General features: G+C 63.7%; 15 protein-coding genes. 5 read left to right on the forward strand and 10 right to left on the reverse strand.

The window, feature by feature from the left end; genetic code table 11:
* Positions 1 to 9 precede the first annotated feature (9 nt).
* Genes AC3B5Q_RS02590 through AC3B5Q_RS02605 form a run of 4 tightly spaced genes read right to left on the reverse strand, consistent with a single transcriptional unit; the run spans position 10 to position 4,224 of the window.
* The gene (locus AC3B5Q_RS02590) at positions 10 to 1,116 is read right to left on the reverse strand and encodes an acetoin dehydrogenase dihydrolipoyllysine-residue acetyltransferase subunit (RefSeq protein WP_021783956.1); all 1,107 of its coding nucleotides are present in this window, start codon (positions 1,114 to 1,116) and stop codon (positions 10 to 12) included.
* On the reverse strand, positions 1,113 to 2,135 hold the full coding sequence (locus tag AC3B5Q_RS02595) for an alpha-ketoacid dehydrogenase subunit beta (RefSeq protein WP_021783957.1): 1,023 nt from the start codon (positions 2,133 to 2,135) through the stop codon (positions 1,113 to 1,115). Before AC3B5Q_RS02595 ends, AC3B5Q_RS02590 begins: the two co-directional genes overlap by 4 nt.
* A 33-nt stretch (positions 2,136 to 2,168) precedes the next feature.
* On the reverse strand, positions 2,169 to 3,146 hold the full coding sequence (locus AC3B5Q_RS02600; RefSeq protein ID WP_010951830.1) for a thiamine pyrophosphate-dependent dehydrogenase E1 component subunit alpha: 978 nt from the start codon (positions 3,144 to 3,146) through the stop codon (positions 2,169 to 2,171).
* Between the two features lie 22 nt (positions 3,147 to 3,168).
* Positions 3,169 to 4,224 carry an ATP-NAD kinase family protein gene (locus AC3B5Q_RS02605; protein WP_028697781.1) on the reverse strand — a complete coding sequence of 352 codons (1,056 nt, stop codon included), beginning with the start codon at positions 4,222 to 4,224 and terminating at the stop codon, positions 3,169 to 3,171.
* A gap of 283 nt (positions 4,225 to 4,507) precedes the next feature.
* Here AC3B5Q_RS02605 and AC3B5Q_RS02610 point away from each other — a divergent pair, with 283 nt between their 5' ends.
* Positions 4,508 to 6,361 carry a sigma-54-dependent Fis family transcriptional regulator gene (locus tag AC3B5Q_RS02610; RefSeq protein ID WP_028697780.1) on the forward strand — a complete coding sequence of 618 codons (1,854 nt, stop codon included), beginning with the start codon at positions 4,508 to 4,510 and terminating at the stop codon, positions 6,359 to 6,361.
* Positions 6,362 to 6,416: 55 nt separating this feature from the next.
* Here AC3B5Q_RS02610 and accC read toward each other — a convergent pair whose 3' ends face one another.
* From accC to AC3B5Q_RS02640, 6 genes are all read right to left on the reverse strand, one after another.
* Positions 6,417 to 7,772: an acetyl-CoA carboxylase biotin carboxylase subunit gene (gene accC / locus AC3B5Q_RS02615; protein WP_003255333.1), complete on the reverse strand. Its 1,356-nt coding sequence runs from the start codon at positions 7,770 to 7,772 to the stop codon at positions 6,417 to 6,419.
* Positions 7,773 to 7,789: 17 nt separating this feature from the next.
* On the reverse strand, positions 7,790 to 8,254 hold the full coding sequence (gene accB / locus AC3B5Q_RS02620; protein ID WP_053870458.1) for an acetyl-CoA carboxylase biotin carboxyl carrier protein: 465 nt from the start codon (positions 8,252 to 8,254) through the stop codon (positions 7,790 to 7,792).
* 99 nt (positions 8,255 to 8,353) lie between these two features.
* A complete protein-coding gene (gene aroQ, locus AC3B5Q_RS02625; protein WP_003255330.1) occupies positions 8,354 to 8,809 on the reverse strand; it encodes a type II 3-dehydroquinate dehydratase in 456 nt (151 codons plus the stop codon).
* 179 nt (positions 8,810 to 8,988) lie between these two features.
* The gene (locus AC3B5Q_RS02630) at positions 8,989 to 10,761 is read right to left on the reverse strand and encodes a protein-disulfide reductase DsbD (RefSeq protein WP_488392811.1); all 1,773 of its coding nucleotides are present in this window, start codon (positions 10,759 to 10,761) and stop codon (positions 8,989 to 8,991) included.
* A 341-nt stretch (positions 10,762 to 11,102) separates the two neighbouring features.
* Positions 11,103 to 13,064, reverse strand: a complete 1,962-nt coding sequence (locus tag AC3B5Q_RS02635; protein WP_274148792.1) for a methyl-accepting chemotaxis protein — start codon at positions 13,062 to 13,064, stop codon at positions 11,103 to 11,105.
* 143 nt (positions 13,065 to 13,207) lie between these two features.
* Positions 13,208 to 14,563 carry a diguanylate cyclase gene (locus AC3B5Q_RS02640; RefSeq protein WP_028697777.1) on the reverse strand — a complete coding sequence of 452 codons (1,356 nt, stop codon included), beginning with the start codon at positions 14,561 to 14,563 and terminating at the stop codon, positions 13,208 to 13,210.
* 248 nt (positions 14,564 to 14,811) lie between these two features.
* On the opposite strand from AC3B5Q_RS02640, the gene AC3B5Q_RS02645 reads away from it, so the two are divergent.
* The 4 genes from AC3B5Q_RS02645 to speA all read left to right on the forward strand — a co-directional run bounded on the left by AC3B5Q_RS02645 (position 14,812) and on the right by speA (position 19,091).
* Entirely contained in the window at positions 14,812 to 15,879 is a 1,068-nt protein-coding gene (locus AC3B5Q_RS02645; protein WP_488392812.1) for a DUF2333 family protein, read from the forward strand.
* A 2-nt stretch (positions 15,880 to 15,881) separates the two neighbouring features.
* Positions 15,882 to 16,415: an NUDIX hydrolase gene (locus AC3B5Q_RS02650; protein WP_021783965.1), complete on the forward strand. Its 534-nt coding sequence runs from the start codon at positions 15,882 to 15,884 to the stop codon at positions 16,413 to 16,415.
* 239 nt (positions 16,416 to 16,654) lie between these two features.
* Positions 16,655 to 17,026 (forward strand): translation initiation factor Sui1, encoded by a 372-nt coding sequence (locus AC3B5Q_RS02655; protein ID WP_003255318.1) that lies wholly within the window; start codon positions 16,655 to 16,657, stop codon positions 17,024 to 17,026.
* A 151-nt stretch (positions 17,027 to 17,177) separates the two neighbouring features.
* Positions 17,178 to 19,091: an arginine decarboxylase gene (gene speA, locus AC3B5Q_RS02660; protein ID WP_053870507.1), complete on the forward strand. Its 1,914-nt coding sequence runs from the start codon at positions 17,178 to 17,180 to the stop codon at positions 19,089 to 19,091.
* Positions 19,092 to 19,108: the final 17 nt, after the last annotated feature.

Consider the following 19,108-nt stretch of genomic DNA (forward strand, 5'->3'; position numbering starts at 1 on the left):
GAAAAGGGCTTAGTGCTTGCGCAGGAATGCGAGCAGTTGCTGGTTGACCTGTTCGGCCGCCTCCATCTGCACCATGTGGCCGGCCTCTGGCAGCACCAGTACTTCGGCTTCCAGGCCCTCGGCATGGCTGGCCGGGATGATCGCATCCTTGCCACCCCACACCACCAGTGCCGGGTGATTGCCCAGTACCCCGCGCAAGTCGTGGCGCTGCCGGTCGCCGTCGGCGAGCGCGCCTGCCAGCTGCTGCAGGGCCTGGTCCACACCTTCCAGGCGCTTGAACTTGAGCATGTCCTCCAGCATTTGCCGGGTGACCAGCGTCGGGTCGGCAAACAATTGCACCATCTGCGGTTTGAGTGCATTGCGGTTGGCAGCGGTGACGAAACCTTGCAAGTACTGCCCGTTGATCGCTTCGCCCAGCCCGGCGCTGGCCACCAGGCTCAGGCTGGCTACCCGTTGCGGTGCCAGGCGCGCCACGTTGAGGCTGACGGCACCGCCCATGGAATGGCCGGCCAGGTGGGCCTTGGCGATGTCCAGGTGGTCGAGCAGGGCGAGCACGGTTTCGCTCAGTTCATCCAGGTCGCCCCGTTGCAGGCCCTTGGCCGACTCGCCGTGGCCCGGCAGGTCGAGGGCAATGACACGGCGTTCTGCAGCCAGCGCCGGGTGGTTGAACAGCCAGTTATTGAGGTCACCGCCAAAACCGTGCACCAGCACCAGCGGTGTGCCGCCTTCACCCAGTTCGAACCAGCGCAGCAGGCGCCCGCCTACTTCCGCCTTCTGTGGGGCCGGCCCCTGGCTCTGGTCGGCCGCACCTTCGGCGACAAACTCGGCCTGGAAGCGCTGTACCACAGCATCGATCTCGGCTTCTTCTGCTTCGCCGTCGACGACCACCGCCAGCAGTGCGCCGACGGGCAGGGTTTCATCCGGTTTGGCTACCTGGCGGCGCAGCACGCCGTTGAATGGCGCTTCGACGCTGCTGCTGATCTTGTCGGTCTCGACGTCCAGCACCTCGTCGCCCTTGCTGATTTCGTCACCTTCCTGCTTGAGCCAGGTGTCCACCCGGCCCTCGGTCATCGACAGGCCCCACTTGGGCATGGTCAGGGTATGGATCTGGCTCATGCGGCACTCCTTGCGGCTTCGATCACCTTGCGCACGGCGGCTTCGATCTTCGCCGCGTCAGGGATGTACAGGTCTTCCAGGGCATCGGAGAACGGCACCGGAGTATGCGGCGCGGTGACCATTTCGATCGGGCCCTTGAGTGCGGCAAAAGCCTTCTGCGCCACCAGCGCGCTGATGTCGGTGGCCATCGAGCAGCGCGGGTTGGCTTCATCGATCACTACCAGGCGGCCGGTCTTCTCCACACTTTCCAGAATGCTGTCTTCGTCCAGTGGGCTGGTAGTGCGCAAATCCAGCACCTCGCAGTCGATGCCCTGGCGGGCCAGGTTGTTGGCGGCCTCCAGCGCCACATGCACCATGCGCCCGTAGGTAACAAGGGTCACATCGTCGCCGTCGCGCACGAAGTTGGCTTCGCCGAACGGTACGGTGTACACCTCTTCCGGCACCTCGCCCTGCATGCTGTACAGCAGCTTGTGTTCGCAGAAGATCACCGGGTCGTTGTCGCGGATCGCCTGGATCAACAGGCCCTTGGCATCGTAAGGCGAGGATGGGCACACCACCTTCAGGCCGGGGATGTGCGTCCATAGCGAAGTGAGCATCTGCGAGTGCTGGGCTGCCGCACGCAGGCCGGCGCCATACATGGTGCGCATCACCAGCGGGGTCACTGCCTTGCCGCCGAACATGTAGCGGAACTTGGCGGCCTGGTTGAGGATCTGGTCCAGGCAGCAGCCGGCGAAGTCGACGAACATCAGTTCGCACACCGGGCGCAGGCCCTGGGTAGCGGCGCCGACGGCCGCGCCGACGTAGCCGATTTCCGACAGCGGCGCGTCAAGCACGCGGCCGGGGAATTGGTGGTACAGGCCTTTGGTCACGCCCAACACGCCACCCCAGGCGTCATCCTCACCGGGCGCACCGGCACCGCCAGCGACGTCTTCGCCAATGATGAACACCGTGTTGTCGCGGCGCATTTCCTGGGCCAGGGCTTCGTTGATGGCCTGCTGGTAGCTGATCTTTCTTGCCATGGTGGTTCTCCTGTTGTTCTTGTAATCCGCGGCTCAGGGGTAGGCGACGTAGACGTCGGTGAGCAGGTCGGCGGGCTGTGGCTTGGGATCGGACTTGGCGCGGCGAACGGCGTCTTCGATCAGGTCCTCGACGCGGGCGTCGATGGCGTCCAGTTGCTCGGCCGTGAGCAGGCCGGCGCGGGTGGTCTTGTTGCGAAATTGCATGAGGCAGTCGCGGGATTCGCGCAGGTTCTTCACTTCATCAGGGGCGCGGTAGGTTTGCGCATCGCCTTCGAAATGGCCGTAGTAACGGCTGAGCTTGACCTCGATCAGCGACGGCCCTTGCCCGGAACGGGCGCGCTCGATGGCGGCGCCGGCGGCCTCGTATACGGCAAAGAAGTCGAAGCCGTCGATGGTGACGCCTGGCATGCCGAAGCCGGCAGCGCGGTCGGCAATATGGTCGCAGGCGACGGACCAGTTGGAGGCAGTGGCCTCGGCGTAGCCGTTGTTCTCGGCCACGAAGATGCAGGGCAGGTTCATGATCGACGCCATGTTCATGGCTTCAAACACGGCGCCCTCGTTGGATGCCCCATCGCCGAAGAAGGCTACCGACACGTCATCGCGGCCCTTGAGCTTGGCCGCCAGCGCCGCCCCGGCCACCAGTGGTGCGCCGGCGCCGACGATACCGTTGGCACCGAGCATGCCTTTTTCCAGGTCGGCAATGTGCATCGAGCCGCCCTTGCCGCCGCATACTCCGGTCTTCTTGCCGTAGATCTCGGCCATCATGCCGTACACGTCCACGCCTTTGGCGATGCAGTGGCCATGGCCGCGATGGGTCGAGGCGATGCAGTCGCTGTCGCGCAGGTGGGCCATGACCCCGGCGGCAGAGGCTTCTTCGCCGGCATACAGGTGGACGAAGCCGGGAATTTCGCCGGTGGCGAACTCCACATGCAGGCGTTCTTCGAAGGCGCGGATGGTCCGCATGACTTCATAGGCATGCAGCAGTTGTTCAGTACTGAGTTGATTGGACATCTTGTTGTTCTCCGGGGTTGTCTCAACACGGGTTTGCAGGGTGCAGGCGGTGGCCGCGCGGGACGGCCAGCAAGTGGTGGCGGGCGGCATGCGCCAGCACGGCCTCGACGTCCACGCTGAGTGGGCCTTGGTGGTCGAGGGTGATGGTGGGCGTGTCATGCTCGGCAAATTCGATTTCGCGTTCGCCGTCCAGGGCCAGGGAGCCGCTGGCCAGGCTCAGGCGATGGGCGACGCCGGGCGTCAGCGGACCGCAGGCGGAGATGCCGCAGGCTTGCAGCAGGCCGGGCGCCAATGGCGCCAACAACGCCTGTTCGGCACCGGGGGCCAGGCGTACCCAGGCGCCGTGCGGATCTTGCCGTGACACCGGGCACCATAGGCCGCACAGGGCCGACAGGCCGATGGCGTGGGGTTCGGCGAAGCAGGCGAAGACTTCGCAGAGGTCCTCGCTGCGGCTGAGCGCACGGGCACCGATGAAGCGCTGCGGCGACACGGCCACCTCGACCAAGGCCCATTCGGCCAGCTGTTGTTCTGGCACGTTCACCAGTAAGCGTTTGTTGCGGCGCAAGCCGATGCTGGCCGCTACCCGGCCGCTGGCAAGCAGGCCACCGGCCAGGCCCGCGCTGGTGGCTTCACGAAGTTCGGGGAAGGCGTTGTTGGTGCCGGTGGACAGGGTCAGCAGCGGCACGTCAGCGGCCTCGGCGGCGACCGCCTTGTGGGTGCCATCACCGCCCAGCACGGCGATCATCGCCACGCCGCGCTCGACCATGCGCCGGGTTGCCAGGCGGGTATCGGCCACGGTCTGGGTCAGTGGCAGGTCGAGGATCTCGATGGCCGGCCAGTGCTGGTCACGGGCCCCTGGGCCCTGGCTGGCCTTGAGCACTGCGGCAGCGATGCCGGTCATGTCGCTGGGCAACAACACCTGGCCAATGCCGGTGGCGCCGAAAGCGGCCAGCAGGCGCTGGATAGCCGAGGCCTTGTCGGTGCTCGAATAGAGCCCGGCATTGGCGGTCAGGCGGCGCAGGTCGCGGCCAGAGGCAGGGTTGGCAATGATCCCGACAATCGGGGCGGGTAGCGGCATGGCGCACCTCGTATTTTTGTTTGCAAGGGCAGGAGCAAGCGGGGTGCCAGCTTTCTTCGCGATGGTTGAAGTGGCCGGGCTAGAGGGTTCTGGTCGTGATCGGGCAGGTCTTCACGGGTGCGGCGGCGAGACGCCGGGTACCAGCGCCGGGCCAGCGTTGCCGAGACGCTGAGACGCTGCGTCTCAAGCCAGCCGGTAATCACACAGTGCTTGTCGGGGCATGCCCAGAGGCGCTTAATGGCCGGACAACGATAAAAACAGCAACGAGAACCGGAGGGCCTGAATGCTTGCCGCGAACTCCCGAGCCCATGTGGACTGCGTCAGCAGGGTGGTGAAGAATGCCGACCGCCTGCCGCAGGCGCCGGTACCACCACTGATTCTCGATTCATGGCGTCGCTCCATGGATGTGTACCGCCTCGACCCCGGTTCCCAGCAGGGGCCGCGTATCCTTTCCCAAAGCCTGCTCAACGAATGCCGCGAACGCGCCGAGCTGTTCCTGCGCATCGCCAGCGATGCCGTGGCGCGCTTGCACGAACGGGTGCGCGGCGCTGACTACTGCGTGCTGCTTACCGATGCCCAGGGGCGAACCATCGATTACCGGGTCGAGTCGGCCATCCGTAACGACTGTCGCAAGGCTGGGCTATATCTGGGGACCTGCTGGTCGGAGGGCGAGGAGGGCACATGCGGCGTGGCGGCGGTACTGACCAGCAAGGCCCCGGTCACGGTGCACAAGCGCGATCACTTTCGCGCCGCCTTCATTGGCCTGACCTGCACAGCGGCGCCGGTGTTCGACCCGTTGGGCGAGCTGCTGGGCGTGGTTGATGTGTCGGCCTTGCAGTCGCCGGACGATCGGCGCAGCCAGCACCTGATCCGCCAACTGGTCGAGCAGACGGCCCGCGAGATTGAAAACGCCTTCTTCATGCACAGCGCCCAGGGCCACTGGGTGATGCGCGCCCACGGCACGCCGGGCTATGTGGAGAGCCAACCCGACTACCTGCTGGCCTGGGATGCCGATGGCCGCTTGCAGGCAATAAACAGCCTGGCGCGGCAACGGCTGGTGGAACGCCTGGGGCGCTTGCCCGAGCACATTGGCGAACTGTTCGACATCGACCAGCTGCGCCGGGTGAGCGCGTCGTCCGCCCAGCGTCTGCCTGGTCTGGGCGGTTTGTATGGCAGGGTCAGCGCACCGCAGCAACGCCAGCGTGCGCAGCCTGTGCGCCAGGCCCAGGACACCCGCATCGAGCAGCACCTGCGGTTGGCCACGCGCGTCAAGGACTGCAACCTGGCGGTGCTGGTACTGGGTGAGACCGGGGCCGGCAAGGAAGTATTCGCCCGCCAACTGCACCAGCAAAGCCAGCGCTGTGATGGCCCATTCGTTACCCTGAACTGCGCGGCCATCCCGGAAACCCTGATCGAAAGCGAGTTGTTCGGCTATGTGGCCGGGGCCTTCACCGGGGCTTCCAGCAAAGGCATGCAAGGGCTGTTGCAGCAGGCCGATGGCGGCACGTTGTTCCTCGACGAGATCGGGGACATGCCGCTGAACCTGCAAACCCGCCTGCTGCGGGTGCTGGCGGAGGGGGAGGTGGCGCCGCTGGGGGCGGCACGGCGGGAGCGGGTGGATATTCAGGTGATCTGTGCGACCCATCGCGATCTGGCGTCGATGGTGGAGGACGGGCGATTTCGTGAAGACTTGTACTTCCGCCTGGCCAATGCCCGCTTTGAGCTACCCCCCTTGCGTGAGCGTGATGACCGGCTGGGGCTGATTCACCAGTTGCTGGCCGAGGAGGCTGCGGCTTGCGGGGTGGAGGTGGTGTTGGCGGATGACGCGCTGCAGGCATTACTGGTTTATCGCTGGCCGGGCAATTTGCGCCAGCTGCGGCAGGTGTTGCGGTATGCCTGTGCGGTGAGTGAGGGCGGGCAGGTGCGGCTACAGGATCTGCCGCAGGAGGTGCGTGGTGAAGCGGTTGGCTCGGCTGAAAGTGGGGTGTCGTGCCCGGCCCGGCAGCTGTTGCTGGACGCGCTGATCCGCCATCGCTGGAAGCCGGCGGATGCGGCGCGGGCTTTGGGTATTTCGCGTGCGACGCTTTATCGGCGAGTGCATGAGCATCGTATCGACATGCCGCGGATGAAGAGCTAGGGGCAATAAAAAACCCCGGCACAGGGCCGGGGTTCTGGTACATCACACTACACGATCACTCCTGGTTGGCCAGTTTGTGCTCGAGGTAGTGAATGTTGACGCCGCCTTTGCAGAAGCCTTCATCACGCACCAGGTCGCGGTGCAGCGGGATGTTGGTCTTGATGCCGTCGACGACGATCTCGTCCAGGGCATTGCGCATGCGCGCCATGGCTTCGTCGCGGTCCTTGCCGTAGGTGATCAGCTTGCCGATCAGCGAGTCGTAGTTCGGCGGAACCGAATAACCGCTGTACAGGTGCGAATCGACGCGTACGCCGTTGCCGCCTGGGGCGTGGAAGTGCTTCACCTTGCCTGGGCTCGGGATGAACTTCTTCGGGTCTTCGGCGTTGATCCGGCACTCCAGCGAGTGGCCACGGATCACCACGTCTTCCTGGCGGAACGACAGTTTGTTGCCAGCGGCGATGCTCAGCATCTCCTTGACGATGTCGATGCCAGTGACCATCTCCGATACCGGGTGCTCAACCTGCACGCGGGTGTTCATCTCGATGAAGTAGAAGCGGCCGTTTTCGTACAGGAACTCGAAAGTACCCGCACCACGGTAGCCGATCTCGATGCACGCATCGACGCAGCGCTTGAACACTTCCTGGCGGGCTTTCTCATCGATGCCCGGGGCTGGTGCTTCTTCCAGTACTTTCTGGTGACGGCGCTGCAGCGAGCAGTCGCGGTCGCCCAGGTGAATGGCGTTGCCCTGGCCGTCGGACAGTACCTGTACTTCCACGTGGCGTGGGTTGGTCAGGAACTTCTCCAGGTAAACCATCGGGTTACCGAAGGCTGCACCGGCTTCGGTACGGGTGAGCTTGGCCGAGGAAATCAGGTCCTCTTCCTTGTGCACCACGCGCATGCCGCGACCACCACCGCCACCGGCGGCCTTGATGATCACCGGGTAGCCGACGTCACGGGCAATCGCCAGGGCAACTTCTTCGTCTTCTGGCAGTGGGCCATCGGAGCCCGGTACGGTCGGTACGCCCGACTTGATCATCGCGTCCTTGGCCGAAACCTTGTCGCCCATCAGGCGAATGGTGTCGGCTTTCGGGCCGATGAAGGCGAAACCGGATTTTTCCACCTGTTCGGCGAAGTCGGCGTTTTCTGCCAGGAAGCCGTAACCCGGGTGAATCGCAGTGGCGCCAGTCACTTCGGCGGCAGCGATGATCGCCGGGATATGCAGGTAGGAATCCTTGGACGATGCAGGGCCGATGCAGACCGACTCGTCTGCCAGGCCCAGGTGCATCAGTTCACGGTCGGCAGTGGAGTGCACGGCGACGGTCTTGATACCCAGCTCTTTGCAGGCACGCAGGATCCGCAGGGCAATTTCCCCGCGGTTGGCGATCAGGACTTTTTCGAGCTTCCCAGACATCGTTGGCTCTCCGCGATTCAAACGACGGTGAACAGCGGCTGGTCGAACTCAACCGGCTGGCCGTCTTCTACCAGGATGGCGTCGATGACACCGCCAATATCGGCTTCGATGTGGTTCATCATCTTCATGGCTTCGACGATGCACAGGGTGTCGCCTTTCTTCACGGACTGGCCAACTTCAGCGAAGTTAGGCGAGGTCGGCGAAGGCTTGCGGTAGAAGGTACCTACCATCGGCGAACGGATCACGGTGCCTTTCAGGGCCGGGGCGGCAGCAGCAGCGGCTTCGGCGGCTGGGGCAGCAGCGGCGACCGGAGCTGCGGCAGGGGCGGCAGCCATAGGCGCCGGTGCATAGAACTGCTGGGCAGCTGGAGTCTTGCTGTGACGGCTGATACGGACCGACTCTTCGCCTTCCTTGATCTCCAGTTCGTCGATGCCAGACTCTTCCAGCAGCTCGATCAGTTTCTTGACTTTACGGATATCCATTAATCATCAACTCCCAAAGGTTCGGTCAGGGGGCGAAATACAAAAAACGTATCTGAAACGTTTCTCTCGAACCCCGGCCCATTTAGGCCAGGGTTTTCATCATTTGGGCTGTGCGTTGGCAGCCAGTTGTTCCAGTGCGGACTCCAGGGCCAGTCGATAACCGCTGGCGCCCAGACCGCAGATCACCCCTACGGCAACATCGGAAAAGTAGGAGTGGTGACGGAACGGTTCGCGTTTGTGCACGTTGGACAGGTGCACTTCGATGAATGGGATGCTCACCGCAAGCAATGCGTCACGTAATGCGACGCTTGTGTGGGTGAAAGCAGCCGGATTGATCAGGATGAAGTCCACACCCTCGTTGCGTGCGGCGTGAATGCGGTCGATCAGTTCGTATTCAGCATTGCTCTGCAGGTACTGCAGATGGTGGCCTGCGGCGCGGGCACGTTGCTCCAGGTCCTGGTTGATCTGAGCCAGGGTCACGGCGCCATAGTGGCCTGGCTCGCGAGTACCGAGCAGGTTGAGGTTGGGGCCGTGGAGCACCAGTAGCGTTGCCATCTGCGGATTCCTTGGATTTGTAGGGCAATTCGACACAGCGCGGCGAGTGTGCCGTAAAGCAACGGCAAGTGTCCAGTTCCCGGCAATAGCCAGCACGATGTCCGAGGTTCGCGCGAAGTATGTGACCGGATAATTAAATCCGGTCATTCATTTCAGGATTTTTCCCGGCTCGCGGGAAGTTATAGACCGACTTTGCCGCGTACGCGCGTCAGAATCTGCGCAAATTCACCGGCATTTATCTCGCCAATCACCCGATCAGCGGTAATTTCGCTGCCGTTCGCAGCAAAAAACAGCAGGGCGGGTGGGCCGAACAGTTGGTAGCGGTCGAGCAGCTTGCGTTGCTCGGCATTACTTTCGGTGATGTCGAAACGCAGCAGTTTGAAGCCGGACAGCTGAGTTTGCACCTGCGGTGCATTGAGCACCTCATGCTCGATCACCTTGCAACTGATGCACCAGTCGGCGTACCAGTCCAGCAGCACTGGCTGGCCGGCGGCCTTGGCTTGCGCCAGGGCTGCGTCCATGGCGCCAGGTGTGGTGATGGTCTGCCAGGCATCGGCTTTTGCTGCCGGCAGACCGCCGCTGGCGGCCAGTGACGCAACCGGCAGTGGGCGCAGTGGGTCGCCCTGGCCAGTGAGGGCGCCGTACCAACAAGCCAGCGCGTACACCAGCAAGGCCAGACCGAGCAGTTGCGCCAGGCGCTGGGGCGTCGTCTTGACGACGAATTCCAGGGCGCCGAGGAACAGTGCCACACCCGCAGCGAGGAAACCGACCAGCAGCAAGGTCACAGCGCCAGGCAGTACACGGCTGAGCAAGCCGATGGCCAGCCCCAGCAGCAGTACGCCGATGGCGTTTTTCACCGTGTTCATCCATGGGCCGCTTTTGGGCAGCCAGGCCGCGCCCCCGGTGGCCACCAGCAGCAACGGCGCACCCATGCCCAAACCCAGGGCGAACAGCTTGAGCGCACCACCCAGGGCATCGCCACTGGCACTGATATAGAGCAAGGCACCGGCCAAGGGCGCCGATACACACGGAGAAACCAGCAAGCTGGAGAGCACACCGAGCACTGCTGCGCCCAGCAGCGAGCCGCCCCGGGTGTGGTTGGCGACGTTGTTCAGGCGGTTACTCAGGGCCTGGGGCAGCTTCAGCTCGAAGAGGCCGAACATGGCCAGGGCGAACACCACGAAGAACAGCGCGAAGGGAACCAGCACCCAGGCCGACTGCAGGCGCGCCTGCAGGTTCAGGCTTGCACCGAACAGGCCCATCAGTGCGCCGAGTACCGCGAAGCTGGCCGCCATTGGCAGCACGTAGGCCAGCGACAGCGCCAGGCCGCGCACGCCGCCAACCTGGCCGCGCAACACCACACCGGAGAGGATCGGCAACATCGGCAGGACACAGGGGGTGAAGGTCAGGCCGACCCCGGCGAGGAAGAACAGCAGTAGCGACTTCCAGTTCCAGCCGTGTTCGCGGGTGGCCGGCGCGTTTGCAACGCCTTCGCCATCGATACTCAGGCGTGCGGTTTCCGGTGGGTAGCACAAGCCCTTGTCGGCGCAACCCTGGTAGCCCACCAGCAGGGTGAAGGCGCGTGGGTCTTTGCGTGGCAACTCGATATCGAGCACGCCGTGGTAAACCTCGACGTCGCCGAAAAATTCATCGTGCTTGGGCTCACCCTTGGGGATGTTCGGCGTGCCCAGGGTGATATCGGCCGGTTCCGTGTGGAACTGGAAGCGGTGCCGGTAGAGGTAGTAGCCATCGGTGGCGACGAAGCGCAGCTTGATGGTTTGCGCATCGGCCTGGACAAGGTTGAGCTTGAAGGCCTCGTGTACCGGCAGGAAGTCGGCGTTGTTGGCCAGCGAAGCGGCGCCGAGGGTGGCGCTGGGGCGGTTGTCGAGCAGGCCTGCGGCGAAGGCAGGGCTGGCCAGCAGCAGTAACAGCATGAAAAACAGGCGGCGCATGGCGGACTCGCGAGGTGGAACTTGCTGCGCATGATAGCGGAGTTGGTGTGGGTTGGGGCCAGTAGTGCTCGCCATGACATGTGCAGTGCCTGGGCGATCGAGCGCCGCCCGCGCGGCGCATCGCGAGCTGCGCTCGCTCCTACGTTTGTTTCGGGCCAGTAACGCCAGTGACAGGCGCGCGCGACCGCCTTGTTTTTACGACGCGATATCACGCCATGCGCCAAGGGGGTCGCGCGCAACTCCCCCAGGAAAAATTGGCCCGAAACAAACGTAGGAGCGAGCGCAGCTCGCGATGCGCCGCGCGGGCGGCGCTCGATCGCCCAGGCGCTGAAAAGCTCAACTCAAACCCTGAACGCTCGCACCGCCCGGTTCAGCTCACCGCCCAGGCTCAGCAACTGTTCGCCCTGTTCACGCCCCTCGCCAATGCGTTGCAGGTTGTCTTCACCCAATTCGTGAATCCGCTCGCTGTGATCACGAATCTCGCTCACCGCGCCACTCTGCTGCGCCGTGACATCGGCAATCCGCACCGCCGTATCGGAAATGGTTCGAATGGCACAGACAATCTCATCCAGTGCCCCATCCGCCGCTTGGGCTTGACTGGCCGTGGCCTCGGCGTGTTCCAGTTGCGCGCGCATCCCCGCCACCGAACTTCTGGCGGCCTGCTGCAAGCGGTCGATCAATGCCTGAATCTCGCCGGTAGCGCCCGTGGTGCGCTGGGCCAGTGAGCGCACCTCATCGGCAACCACGGCAAAGCCACGGCCCATCTCGCCGGCACGGGCCGCTTCTATCGCGGCGTTCAGTGCCAGCAGGTTGGTCTGCTCGGCAATCGAGCGGATCACCGTCAGCACCCCGCCAATGGTTGCCGACTCTTCCGCCAGTTGCTCGATCATGCGGGCGTTGCCTTGCACTTCATCGACCAGTTCACGCAAGCCCGACAGGCTCTGGCCAATTACCGCCTGGCCTTGTTCCACGGCACGCCCGGCATCGCGACTGGCCTCGGCGGCTGCGCTGGCGTCACCGGCCACTTGTTGAATGGTCGCTTCCAGTTCGCCCAAGGCATCGCGGATCTGCCCGGTATCGCCGGCCTGGCGTTCGGCGCCGCCGTGCAGCGCGGCGCTCATGCCGGCCAGGGCGTGGCTGCTGCCGGCCACCTGCTCGGCGTTATGGCGAATGGTGCCTACCAGCTCCACCAGGTACTGACGCAGGCGGTTGAGCGACTCCTGAATGTCATGCAGTTCGCGGTTGGTCTTGCCCAGGACGATGGCCTGGGCGAAGTCGCCCTCGGCCCAGCGTGACAGGGCCGGGGCCAGGCCGGTCAGGGTGCGTGCCAGGCGCCGTTGCAGCGTGTCGATCAGTAGGGCGATCAGCAGGATCAGGCCGATCATCAGGCCTTGGATGATGCGCACCTCGGCAGCGATTTTTGCATGCTGGCCGCGTACTTCGGGCTCCAGCGCGGCGATGGCCTGTTGTACTGCTTCCAGGCGCTGGCCGGTGCTGGCGGCCAGCTCGGCGCGGCGCTCGATCTGTTCGCGGGTGCGTTGCAGTTCGGCCGGGTAGCGATTGAGCAGGCTTTGCAATTCACGCTTAAGGCCCACGGCAATGTCTTCCTGTTGGGCGCTGGCCTGGGATTCCAGGCCCATCATTGCAGCGAAGTCGTCTGCACCGGATTCGGCCGTGCGGGTTACGCCGAGCAGTGGCAGGCCGTCGACTATCTGCGCCTGGGCGCGGATCAGTTGTAGCTCGCGCTCCACCTCATCGGCCAGTTCCGGGCGGCCGCTGCTGACCAGCTTGTCGCGAGCCAACGACAGCCGGCTCAGGTGCACGGTGGCGTCGAGCAAGGGCAGCAAGTAGCGATTGGCCTCGGCGTTGCCACTGTCGCGGGCGTAGCTGGCCATTTGCTCGAAGTTCGCCCCTAGCTCCCGTTCGGCTTGCAGCAACAGGGCTTGCGGGTCGCCGGCCAGCTTGCCGGCGGCCAGCAGTTCGTTGGCGGTGAAGGCCTGCAGGCTATCCAGGCTGGGGCGCAACTTCTCGGCCAGCTCAACGGGCCAGTCCGCCAGTGCGGTCTGCAACTGCTGGTTCGCCTCCATGGCGGCGGCCTGGCGCAGGGCATCGCCGTTGCCCAGGTAGGCCTGGATATTGCGCGCCGCCTGGTTCTGAAACTGCTGGGACAGGCCCAGATAGCGCTCCATCATCTGGTAGGGGCGCTCGAGGGCGCGCTGCGACCACCACAGGGTGGCGCCCAAGGCGATACACACGGTCACCAGCAACAGGGTGTTGAAATTGGTCAGCCACTTCAGGCGCATAGCCACGAACTTCCTGCGCAGGGGAGAGGTAGGCGCCTGAAGTTATTGCGATTTTGTGACGGGGTGATGACGCCAGGGGCTTGGAGTCAGAAAAAAGTGGCACAGTGCCTCTATTGGTATGGCCGGCACAGTGAGTGCGAATCTCAGGGCTCTACACGAACGACGCAATTACGCCCCGCATGCTTGGCCCGGTACAGCGCCTCGTCTGCTGCACTGGCCATGGTCAATGCATCCAGCCCCTCATCCAGTTGCACCACGCCGGCGCTGAAGGTGCACTGCAAGTCTCGTGGCTGCGCCGGGTAGAGAATTTCGGCAAAGCGCCGGCGAATTTCGTCCAGCACTTTGTGTGCGGCGTCCAGCGCGGTATTGGGCATGACGATGGCGAATTCCTCGCCACCGTAGCGGCCAATGAAATCGGTCTTGCGCAAGCGCTGCTTGAGGAATAGAGCAAGGCTCTTGATCACTCGGTCGCCCATGGGGTGGCCATGGCGGTCGTTGATCTTCTTGAAGTGATCGATGTCGAGCATGGCAAAGCTCAACGGCTGCTGCTCACGGCGGGCGCGGAAGCTGCAGTCTTCCAGCAGCTGCAGGATATGAGTGTGGTTGTACAGCCCGGTCAGGCTGTCGCGAACCATGCGCGCCTTCAAATGGCGGGCGCGGGCGGCGCGGTTGCGCACGGTAGTGATCAGGTGGCGTGAGCGAAACGGCTTGGTCAAAAAGTCATCACCGCCTTCGCTCATGGCATCCAGTTGCTTGTCCAGGTCGTCCTCGGCAGACAGGTAGATGATCGGCACACTCACATAACGGTCACTGTGGCGGATTACCTTGGCCAGCTCCGGGCCGGTGCAGGCCGGCATGTACAGGTCAAGGATGATCAGGTCGGGCTGGAAGTCGGCAAGCTCTGCCATCGTGCGGATCGGGTCGGTCAGGCTGCGGGTGAGCATGCCGGCGCCGGCCAGTACACGCTCGGTGTACAGGGCCTGGGTGCGCGAGTCGTCGATGATCAGCACGCGCAACGGGTCGTGCGGGGCGGTGTTGGTCAGCAGTTCGACCTTTTCCAGCAAGCTGGAAGCTTCCAGGCTGCCGGTGAGAAAGTCCTGGCCACCGGCGCGTACTGCGGCAAGGCGGGTTGGGGTGTCGGCTTCGTGATGGCTGAAGAACAACAACGGAATGGAGCGTGCCAGGCCCTGCTGCACCTGGGCGGCCAGCAGCAAGCCCAGGCCGGCGCCGGTGAAGTCGACATCCATGATGATGGCCGACGGCGGGTACTCGCTGATCGAGGCGAGAAACGCTGCGGCGCTGGGCAACGCTTGCACCACCAGACCAAAGAATTCCAGTTGCTGGGCCAGGCGCTGGGCACGCTCGTGGTCCTGCAGCAGGATGTACACCGGTTTGCGCACGGGCAGCAGCAGCTGGTCGAGCGGATCGTCCTTGCGCAGGCCGTTACGCGTCAGCGGCTGGACGGGGCACTGCGGGCTTGGCTCGACTGCTTGGCTCATGTCCTGGCTACTTATAGGTTGGGATGTGCAGGGGCAATGATGGCTCTATGCTAGCAGCTCTTTTCAAGTGCGTGAGTGCCCTGCGTCAACAAAGCGGGTAGAACGAATATTCAGTTGCTGACTGAATGGTCGCTTATGCGTACGGTGGTGTCTGCTTTATAGTGCTGGCATGCGGGCTTACCGTGGCACCCTAGCGCAGGCCTGTGGTCAAAGCCCCTGAACCGTCGTGACTGATTAAGGACAAAGCCATGCTGGACTGGAAAAACCGAAAGGCCAAAGCCGAGCCCCGTGAGCGTGTCGACGGGCGCGGCGCTGCCGCCCGTAGCTACCTTGGCGGCCTTTGGAGCCGTGCCTTGGGGACCCTGATCGGGTTGTACCTGCTGGTGTGTATCGGCCTGGGCTGGTACTGGAGCCAGGAGCCGGCTCTGTTCCCGGTGCAGCAAAACGCCCAGGCTGCAGCCGAACGTGCTGGCCAGCAGATGGTGGTGGGCTATACCACCGTCGAAACCCTCAAGACCGTGGCCAACACTTTGCTGAACAAGCCGGGCGGCTACATTTCCAACGACCGCTTCCCGCCGGGGCTGTGGATGGACAACATGCCAAGCTGGGAATATGGCGTGCTGGTCCAGGTCCGCGACCTGTCCCGTGCTCTGCGTAAAGACTTCGCCCGTTCGCAGTCGCAGTCTACCGAAGACGCCGACCTGGCCAAGGCCGAGCCCCGCTTCAACTTCGACAACAAGAGCTGGATTCTGCCTTCGAGCGAGTCGGAGTTCGAAGAAGGCATCAAGTCGCTGACCCGCTACCAGACCCGCCTGGCTGCCGGCGACAAGGGCGCGATCTTCTATACCCGCGCCGACAACCTGAACAACTGGCTGGGTGACGTGGCAACCCGTCTGGGCTCGCTGTCGCAGCGCCTCTCGGCCAGCGTTGGCCGGGTCAAGCTCAACTCCACGCTGAAGACCGAGTCGGTCGTTGCCGGCCAGGCGCCGCAGGTGGATGAGGAGCTGGTGGAAACGCCATGGCTGCAGATCGACAACGTGTTCTACGAAGCCCGCGGCCAAGCCTGGGCGCTGTCGCACCTGCTGCGTGCCATCGAGGTGGACTTCGCCGACGTGCTGGCGAAGAAGAATGCCACGGTCAGCGTGCGTCAGATCATCCGTGAGCTGGAAGCCTCGCAAGAGCCGCTGTGGAGTCCGATGGTGCTCAACGGCAGTGGCTTCGGCATGTGGGCCAACCACTCGTTGGTCATGGCCAACTACATTTCCCGGGCCAACGCCGCGGTTATCGACCTGCGTCAGCTGCTGTCGCAGGGTTGATGATGGCTATCAGCCCAGCCGAGGCCGCCCATCGGGCGGCTTCCGACCGCGAGCTGGTGACCTGGGTGGACGAAACCGACCAGGTACTGGGCGCCTTGCCTCGTGCCGAGCTGCGCGAGCGTGGCCTGATCGGGCGCTGCACATTCATTCTGCTGTTCAACAGTGCCGGTGAACTGTGTGTACACCGCCGTACGCTGAGCAAGGCGCTGTACCCGGGGTATTGGGATGTGGCGGCGGGCGGCATGGTCGCGGCTGGCGAAGCGTATGCCGAGTCGGCTGCGCGCGAGTTGGCCGAAGAGCTGGGCATCGAAGGCGCCGAGCTGCGCTTTCACGAGCGGTTCTACTTTGACCAGCCGGATAACCGCTTGTGGTGTGCGGTGTATTCGGCGGTGTCGGATGCACCGTTGCGGTTGCAGCCGGAAGAGGTGATCGAGGCGCGCTTCATCGGCCTGGAACAGGCTGAGCAGGAAAGCCTGAGCAAGCCTTATTGCCCGGACTCGTTGGCGGCGTTGCAGCGCTATAAGGCCACTTTGTAGGCTCGGGTTTGCCCGCGAAATACCGGCCCAGACACCCGTTTCGCAGGGCAAGGGCTTTGCCCTTATTCGCGGGTAAACCCGCTCCTACACAATCGCCGTATTTATCGTTACACTGCGCGCCCTTTTCGGGCTGCCGCAATTCTTGCAGCAGTAGCGCCGCCCCTGCCAGAGTGGGGCTTCGCGGTCGGCCTCAACCCCAAGGCACGACCAGTTTTTGTCCTCAGCACCGAGGAACAAAAGTGGCCAAGAAAGCTTCTTCCTTTTCCGCCCTTGGCGGTCTCGTGTACTCCACCGACGCCGGTCGGCACTGCCCCGACTGTGGCCAGCCGGTGGACGCCTGCACCTGCAAGCAGCAAATCATCCCCGAAGGCGACGGCATTGCCCGCGTGCGCCGCGAAAGCAAAGGCCGTGGCGGCAAGACCGTGACCACCGTCACCGGCGTGCCGCTGCCGCCCGACCAGCTCAAAGAACTGGCGACCACGCTCAAGCGCCGCTGCGGCACCGGCGGCGCCCTGAAGGACGGGGTTATCGAGATCCAGGGCGACCATGTCGAGCTGTTGATCGGCGAGCTGACCAAACAGGGTTTCAAGGCGAAAAAGTCCGGCGGCTGAGGCCATCGCGCGATTTTTTGCCCAGCGCTTTCTAAACTCGTTCTCGTGGTCAGGGTCTATGCCTGAGCACGGATGAATCGTCATTTTCAGCTTTTACACTCGCTCCGCTGCCTGCGGGGCAGTGTCTTCGACTTATCTATAGGGGACTTGAATGTCCGTACGACGCACACGCAAAGACGATGGTAGCCAATGGACCGTGGCCGACAGCCGCAGTGTTTATGGCATCCGCCATTGGGGCGCTGGTTATTTCGCCATCAATGAAGCCGGGCGCGTCGAAGTGCGCCCCAACGGCCCCGACAGCGCACCGATCGACCTGTACGAGCAGGTGGACGAACTGCGCCAGAGCGGCCTGTCGCTGCCCTTGCTGGTGCGCTTCCCCGACATTCTGCAGGACCGCGTACGCCAGCTGACTGGTGCGTTCGACGCCAACATCGCGCGCCTGGAGTACCAGAGCCAGTACACCGCGCTGTATCCGATCAAGGTCAACCAACAGGAAGCGGTGGTGGAAAACATCATCGCTACGCAAAACGTTTCCATCGGCCTGGAAGCCGGCTCCAAACCCGAGTTGCTGGCAGTGCTGGCGCTGGCGCCGAAGGGTGGCACCATCGTCTGCAACGGCTACAAGGACCGTGAGTTCATTCGCCTGGCGCTGATGGGCCAGAAGCTCGGCCACAACGTGTTCATCGTCATCGAGAAAGAGTCGGAAGTGGCCCTGGTGATCGAAGAGGCCGCCGAGCTCAAGGTGAAACCGCAGGTAGGCCTGCGTGTTCGCCTGTCGTCGCTGGCCTCGAGCAAGTGGGCTGACACCGGTGGCGAGAAGTCCAAGTTCGGTTTGTCCGCCGCCCAGCTGCTCTCGGTGGTGCAGCGCTTCCGCGATGCGGGCCTGGATCAGGGCATCCGCCTGCTGCACTTCCACATGGGTTCGCAGATCGCCAACCTGGCCGACTACCAGCACGGCTTCAAGGAAGCCATCCGCTACTACGGCGAACTGCGTGCGCTGGGCCTGCCGGTCGATCACATCGACGTAGGTGGCGGCCTGGGTGTGGACTACGACGGCACCCACTCGCGCAATGCCAGCTCGATCAACTACGACATGGACGACTACGCCGGCGTGGTGGTGGGCATGCTCAAGGAGTTCTGCGACGCGCAGGGCTTGCCGCACCCGCACATCTTCTCCGAGAGTGGCCGTTCGCTGACCGCGCACCACGCCATGCTGGTGATCCAGGTAACCGACGTCGAGAAACACAACGACGACGTACCGACCATCGAGAACAAGGAAGCCCTGCCCGAGACCGTGCAGTGGCTGGTCGACCTGCTTGGCCCGACCGACATCGAGATGGTCACCGAGACCTACTGGCGCGCCACCCACTACATGGGTGATGTGGCCGCGCAGTACGCCGATGGCAAGCTGAGCCTGGGCGAGAAGGCCCTGGCCGAGCAGTGCTATTTCGCCGTGTGCCGCCGCCTGCACAACTCGCTGAAAGCCCGCCAGCGCTCGCACCGCCAGGTGCTGGACGAGCTGAACGACAAGCTGGCCGACAAGTACATCTGCAACTTCTCGGTGTTCCAGAGCCTGCCAGACACCTGGGCCATCGGCCAGGTCCTGCCGATCATCCCGCTGCACCGCCTGGACGAAGAGCCGATGCGGCGTGCGGTATTGCAGGACCTGACTTGCGATTCCGACGGCAAGATCAACCAGTACGTTGACGAGCAGAGCATCGAAACCAGCATGCCGGTGCATGCGGTGAAGGAGGGTGAGGATTACCTGCTGGGCGTGTTCCTGGTGGGTGCCTACCAGGAAATCCTGGGTGACATGCACAACCTGTTCGGTGATACCGATTCGGTGAACATCTACCAGAATGCCGACGGCAGCGTGTACCACGCCGGTATCGAAACCCACGACACCATCGAAGACATGCTGCGCTACGTGCACCTGTCGCCGGAAGAGTTGATGACGCATTACCGCGACAAGGTTGCCAGCGCCAAGATCACTGCGCGTGAGCGGACCCAGTATCTGGATGCCTTGCGCCTGGGCTTGACCCGGTCTTCGTACCTGTCCTCCTGAAATGCAAAGGGGCCGTT

It is taken from the genome of Pseudomonas sp. D5(2026) (assembly GCF_057766845.1).

Coding starts and splice junctions, on each gene's coding strand:
- AC3B5Q_RS02635 (WP_274148792.1), bottom strand. CDS start 13,064: ATGCGCCTGAAGTGGCTGACCAATTTCAACACCCTGTTGCTGGTGACC.
- AC3B5Q_RS02650 (WP_021783965.1), top strand. CDS start 15,882: ATGGCTATCAGCCCAGCCGAGGCCGCCCATCGGGCGGCTTCCGACCGC.
- AC3B5Q_RS02610 (WP_028697780.1), top strand. CDS start 4,508: ATGCTTGCCGCGAACTCCCGAGCCCATGTGGACTGCGTCAGCAGGGTG.
- aroQ (WP_003255330.1), bottom strand. CDS start 8,809: ATGGCAACGCTACTGGTGCTCCACGGCCCCAACCTCAACCTGCTCGGT.
- AC3B5Q_RS02595 (WP_021783957.1), bottom strand. CDS start 2,135: ATGGCAAGAAAGATCAGCTACCAGCAGGCCATCAACGAAGCCCTGGCC.
- AC3B5Q_RS02600 (WP_010951830.1), bottom strand. CDS start 3,146: ATGTCCAATCAACTCAGTACTGAACAACTGCTGCATGCCTATGAAGTC.
- AC3B5Q_RS02590 (WP_021783956.1), bottom strand. CDS start 1,116: ATGAGCCAGATCCATACCCTGACCATGCCCAAGTGGGGCCTGTCGATG.
- accC (WP_003255333.1), bottom strand. CDS start 7,772: ATGTCTGGGAAGCTCGAAAAAGTCCTGATCGCCAACCGCGGGGAAATT.
- accB (WP_053870458.1), bottom strand. CDS start 8,254: ATGGATATCCGTAAAGTCAAGAAACTGATCGAGCTGCTGGAAGAGTCT.
- AC3B5Q_RS02645 (WP_488392812.1), top strand. CDS start 14,812: ATGCTGGACTGGAAAAACCGAAAGGCCAAAGCCGAGCCCCGTGAGCGT.
- speA (WP_053870507.1), top strand. CDS start 17,178: ATGTCCGTACGACGCACACGCAAAGACGATGGTAGCCAATGGACCGTG.
- AC3B5Q_RS02630 (WP_488392811.1), bottom strand. CDS start 10,761: ATGCGCCGCCTGTTTTTCATGCTGTTACTGCTGCTGGCCAGCCCTGCC.
- AC3B5Q_RS02640 (WP_028697777.1), bottom strand. CDS start 14,563: ATGAGCCAAGCAGTCGAGCCAAGCCCGCAGTGCCCCGTCCAGCCGCTG.
- AC3B5Q_RS02605 (WP_028697781.1), bottom strand. CDS start 4,224: ATGCCGCTACCCGCCCCGATTGTCGGGATCATTGCCAACCCTGCCTCT.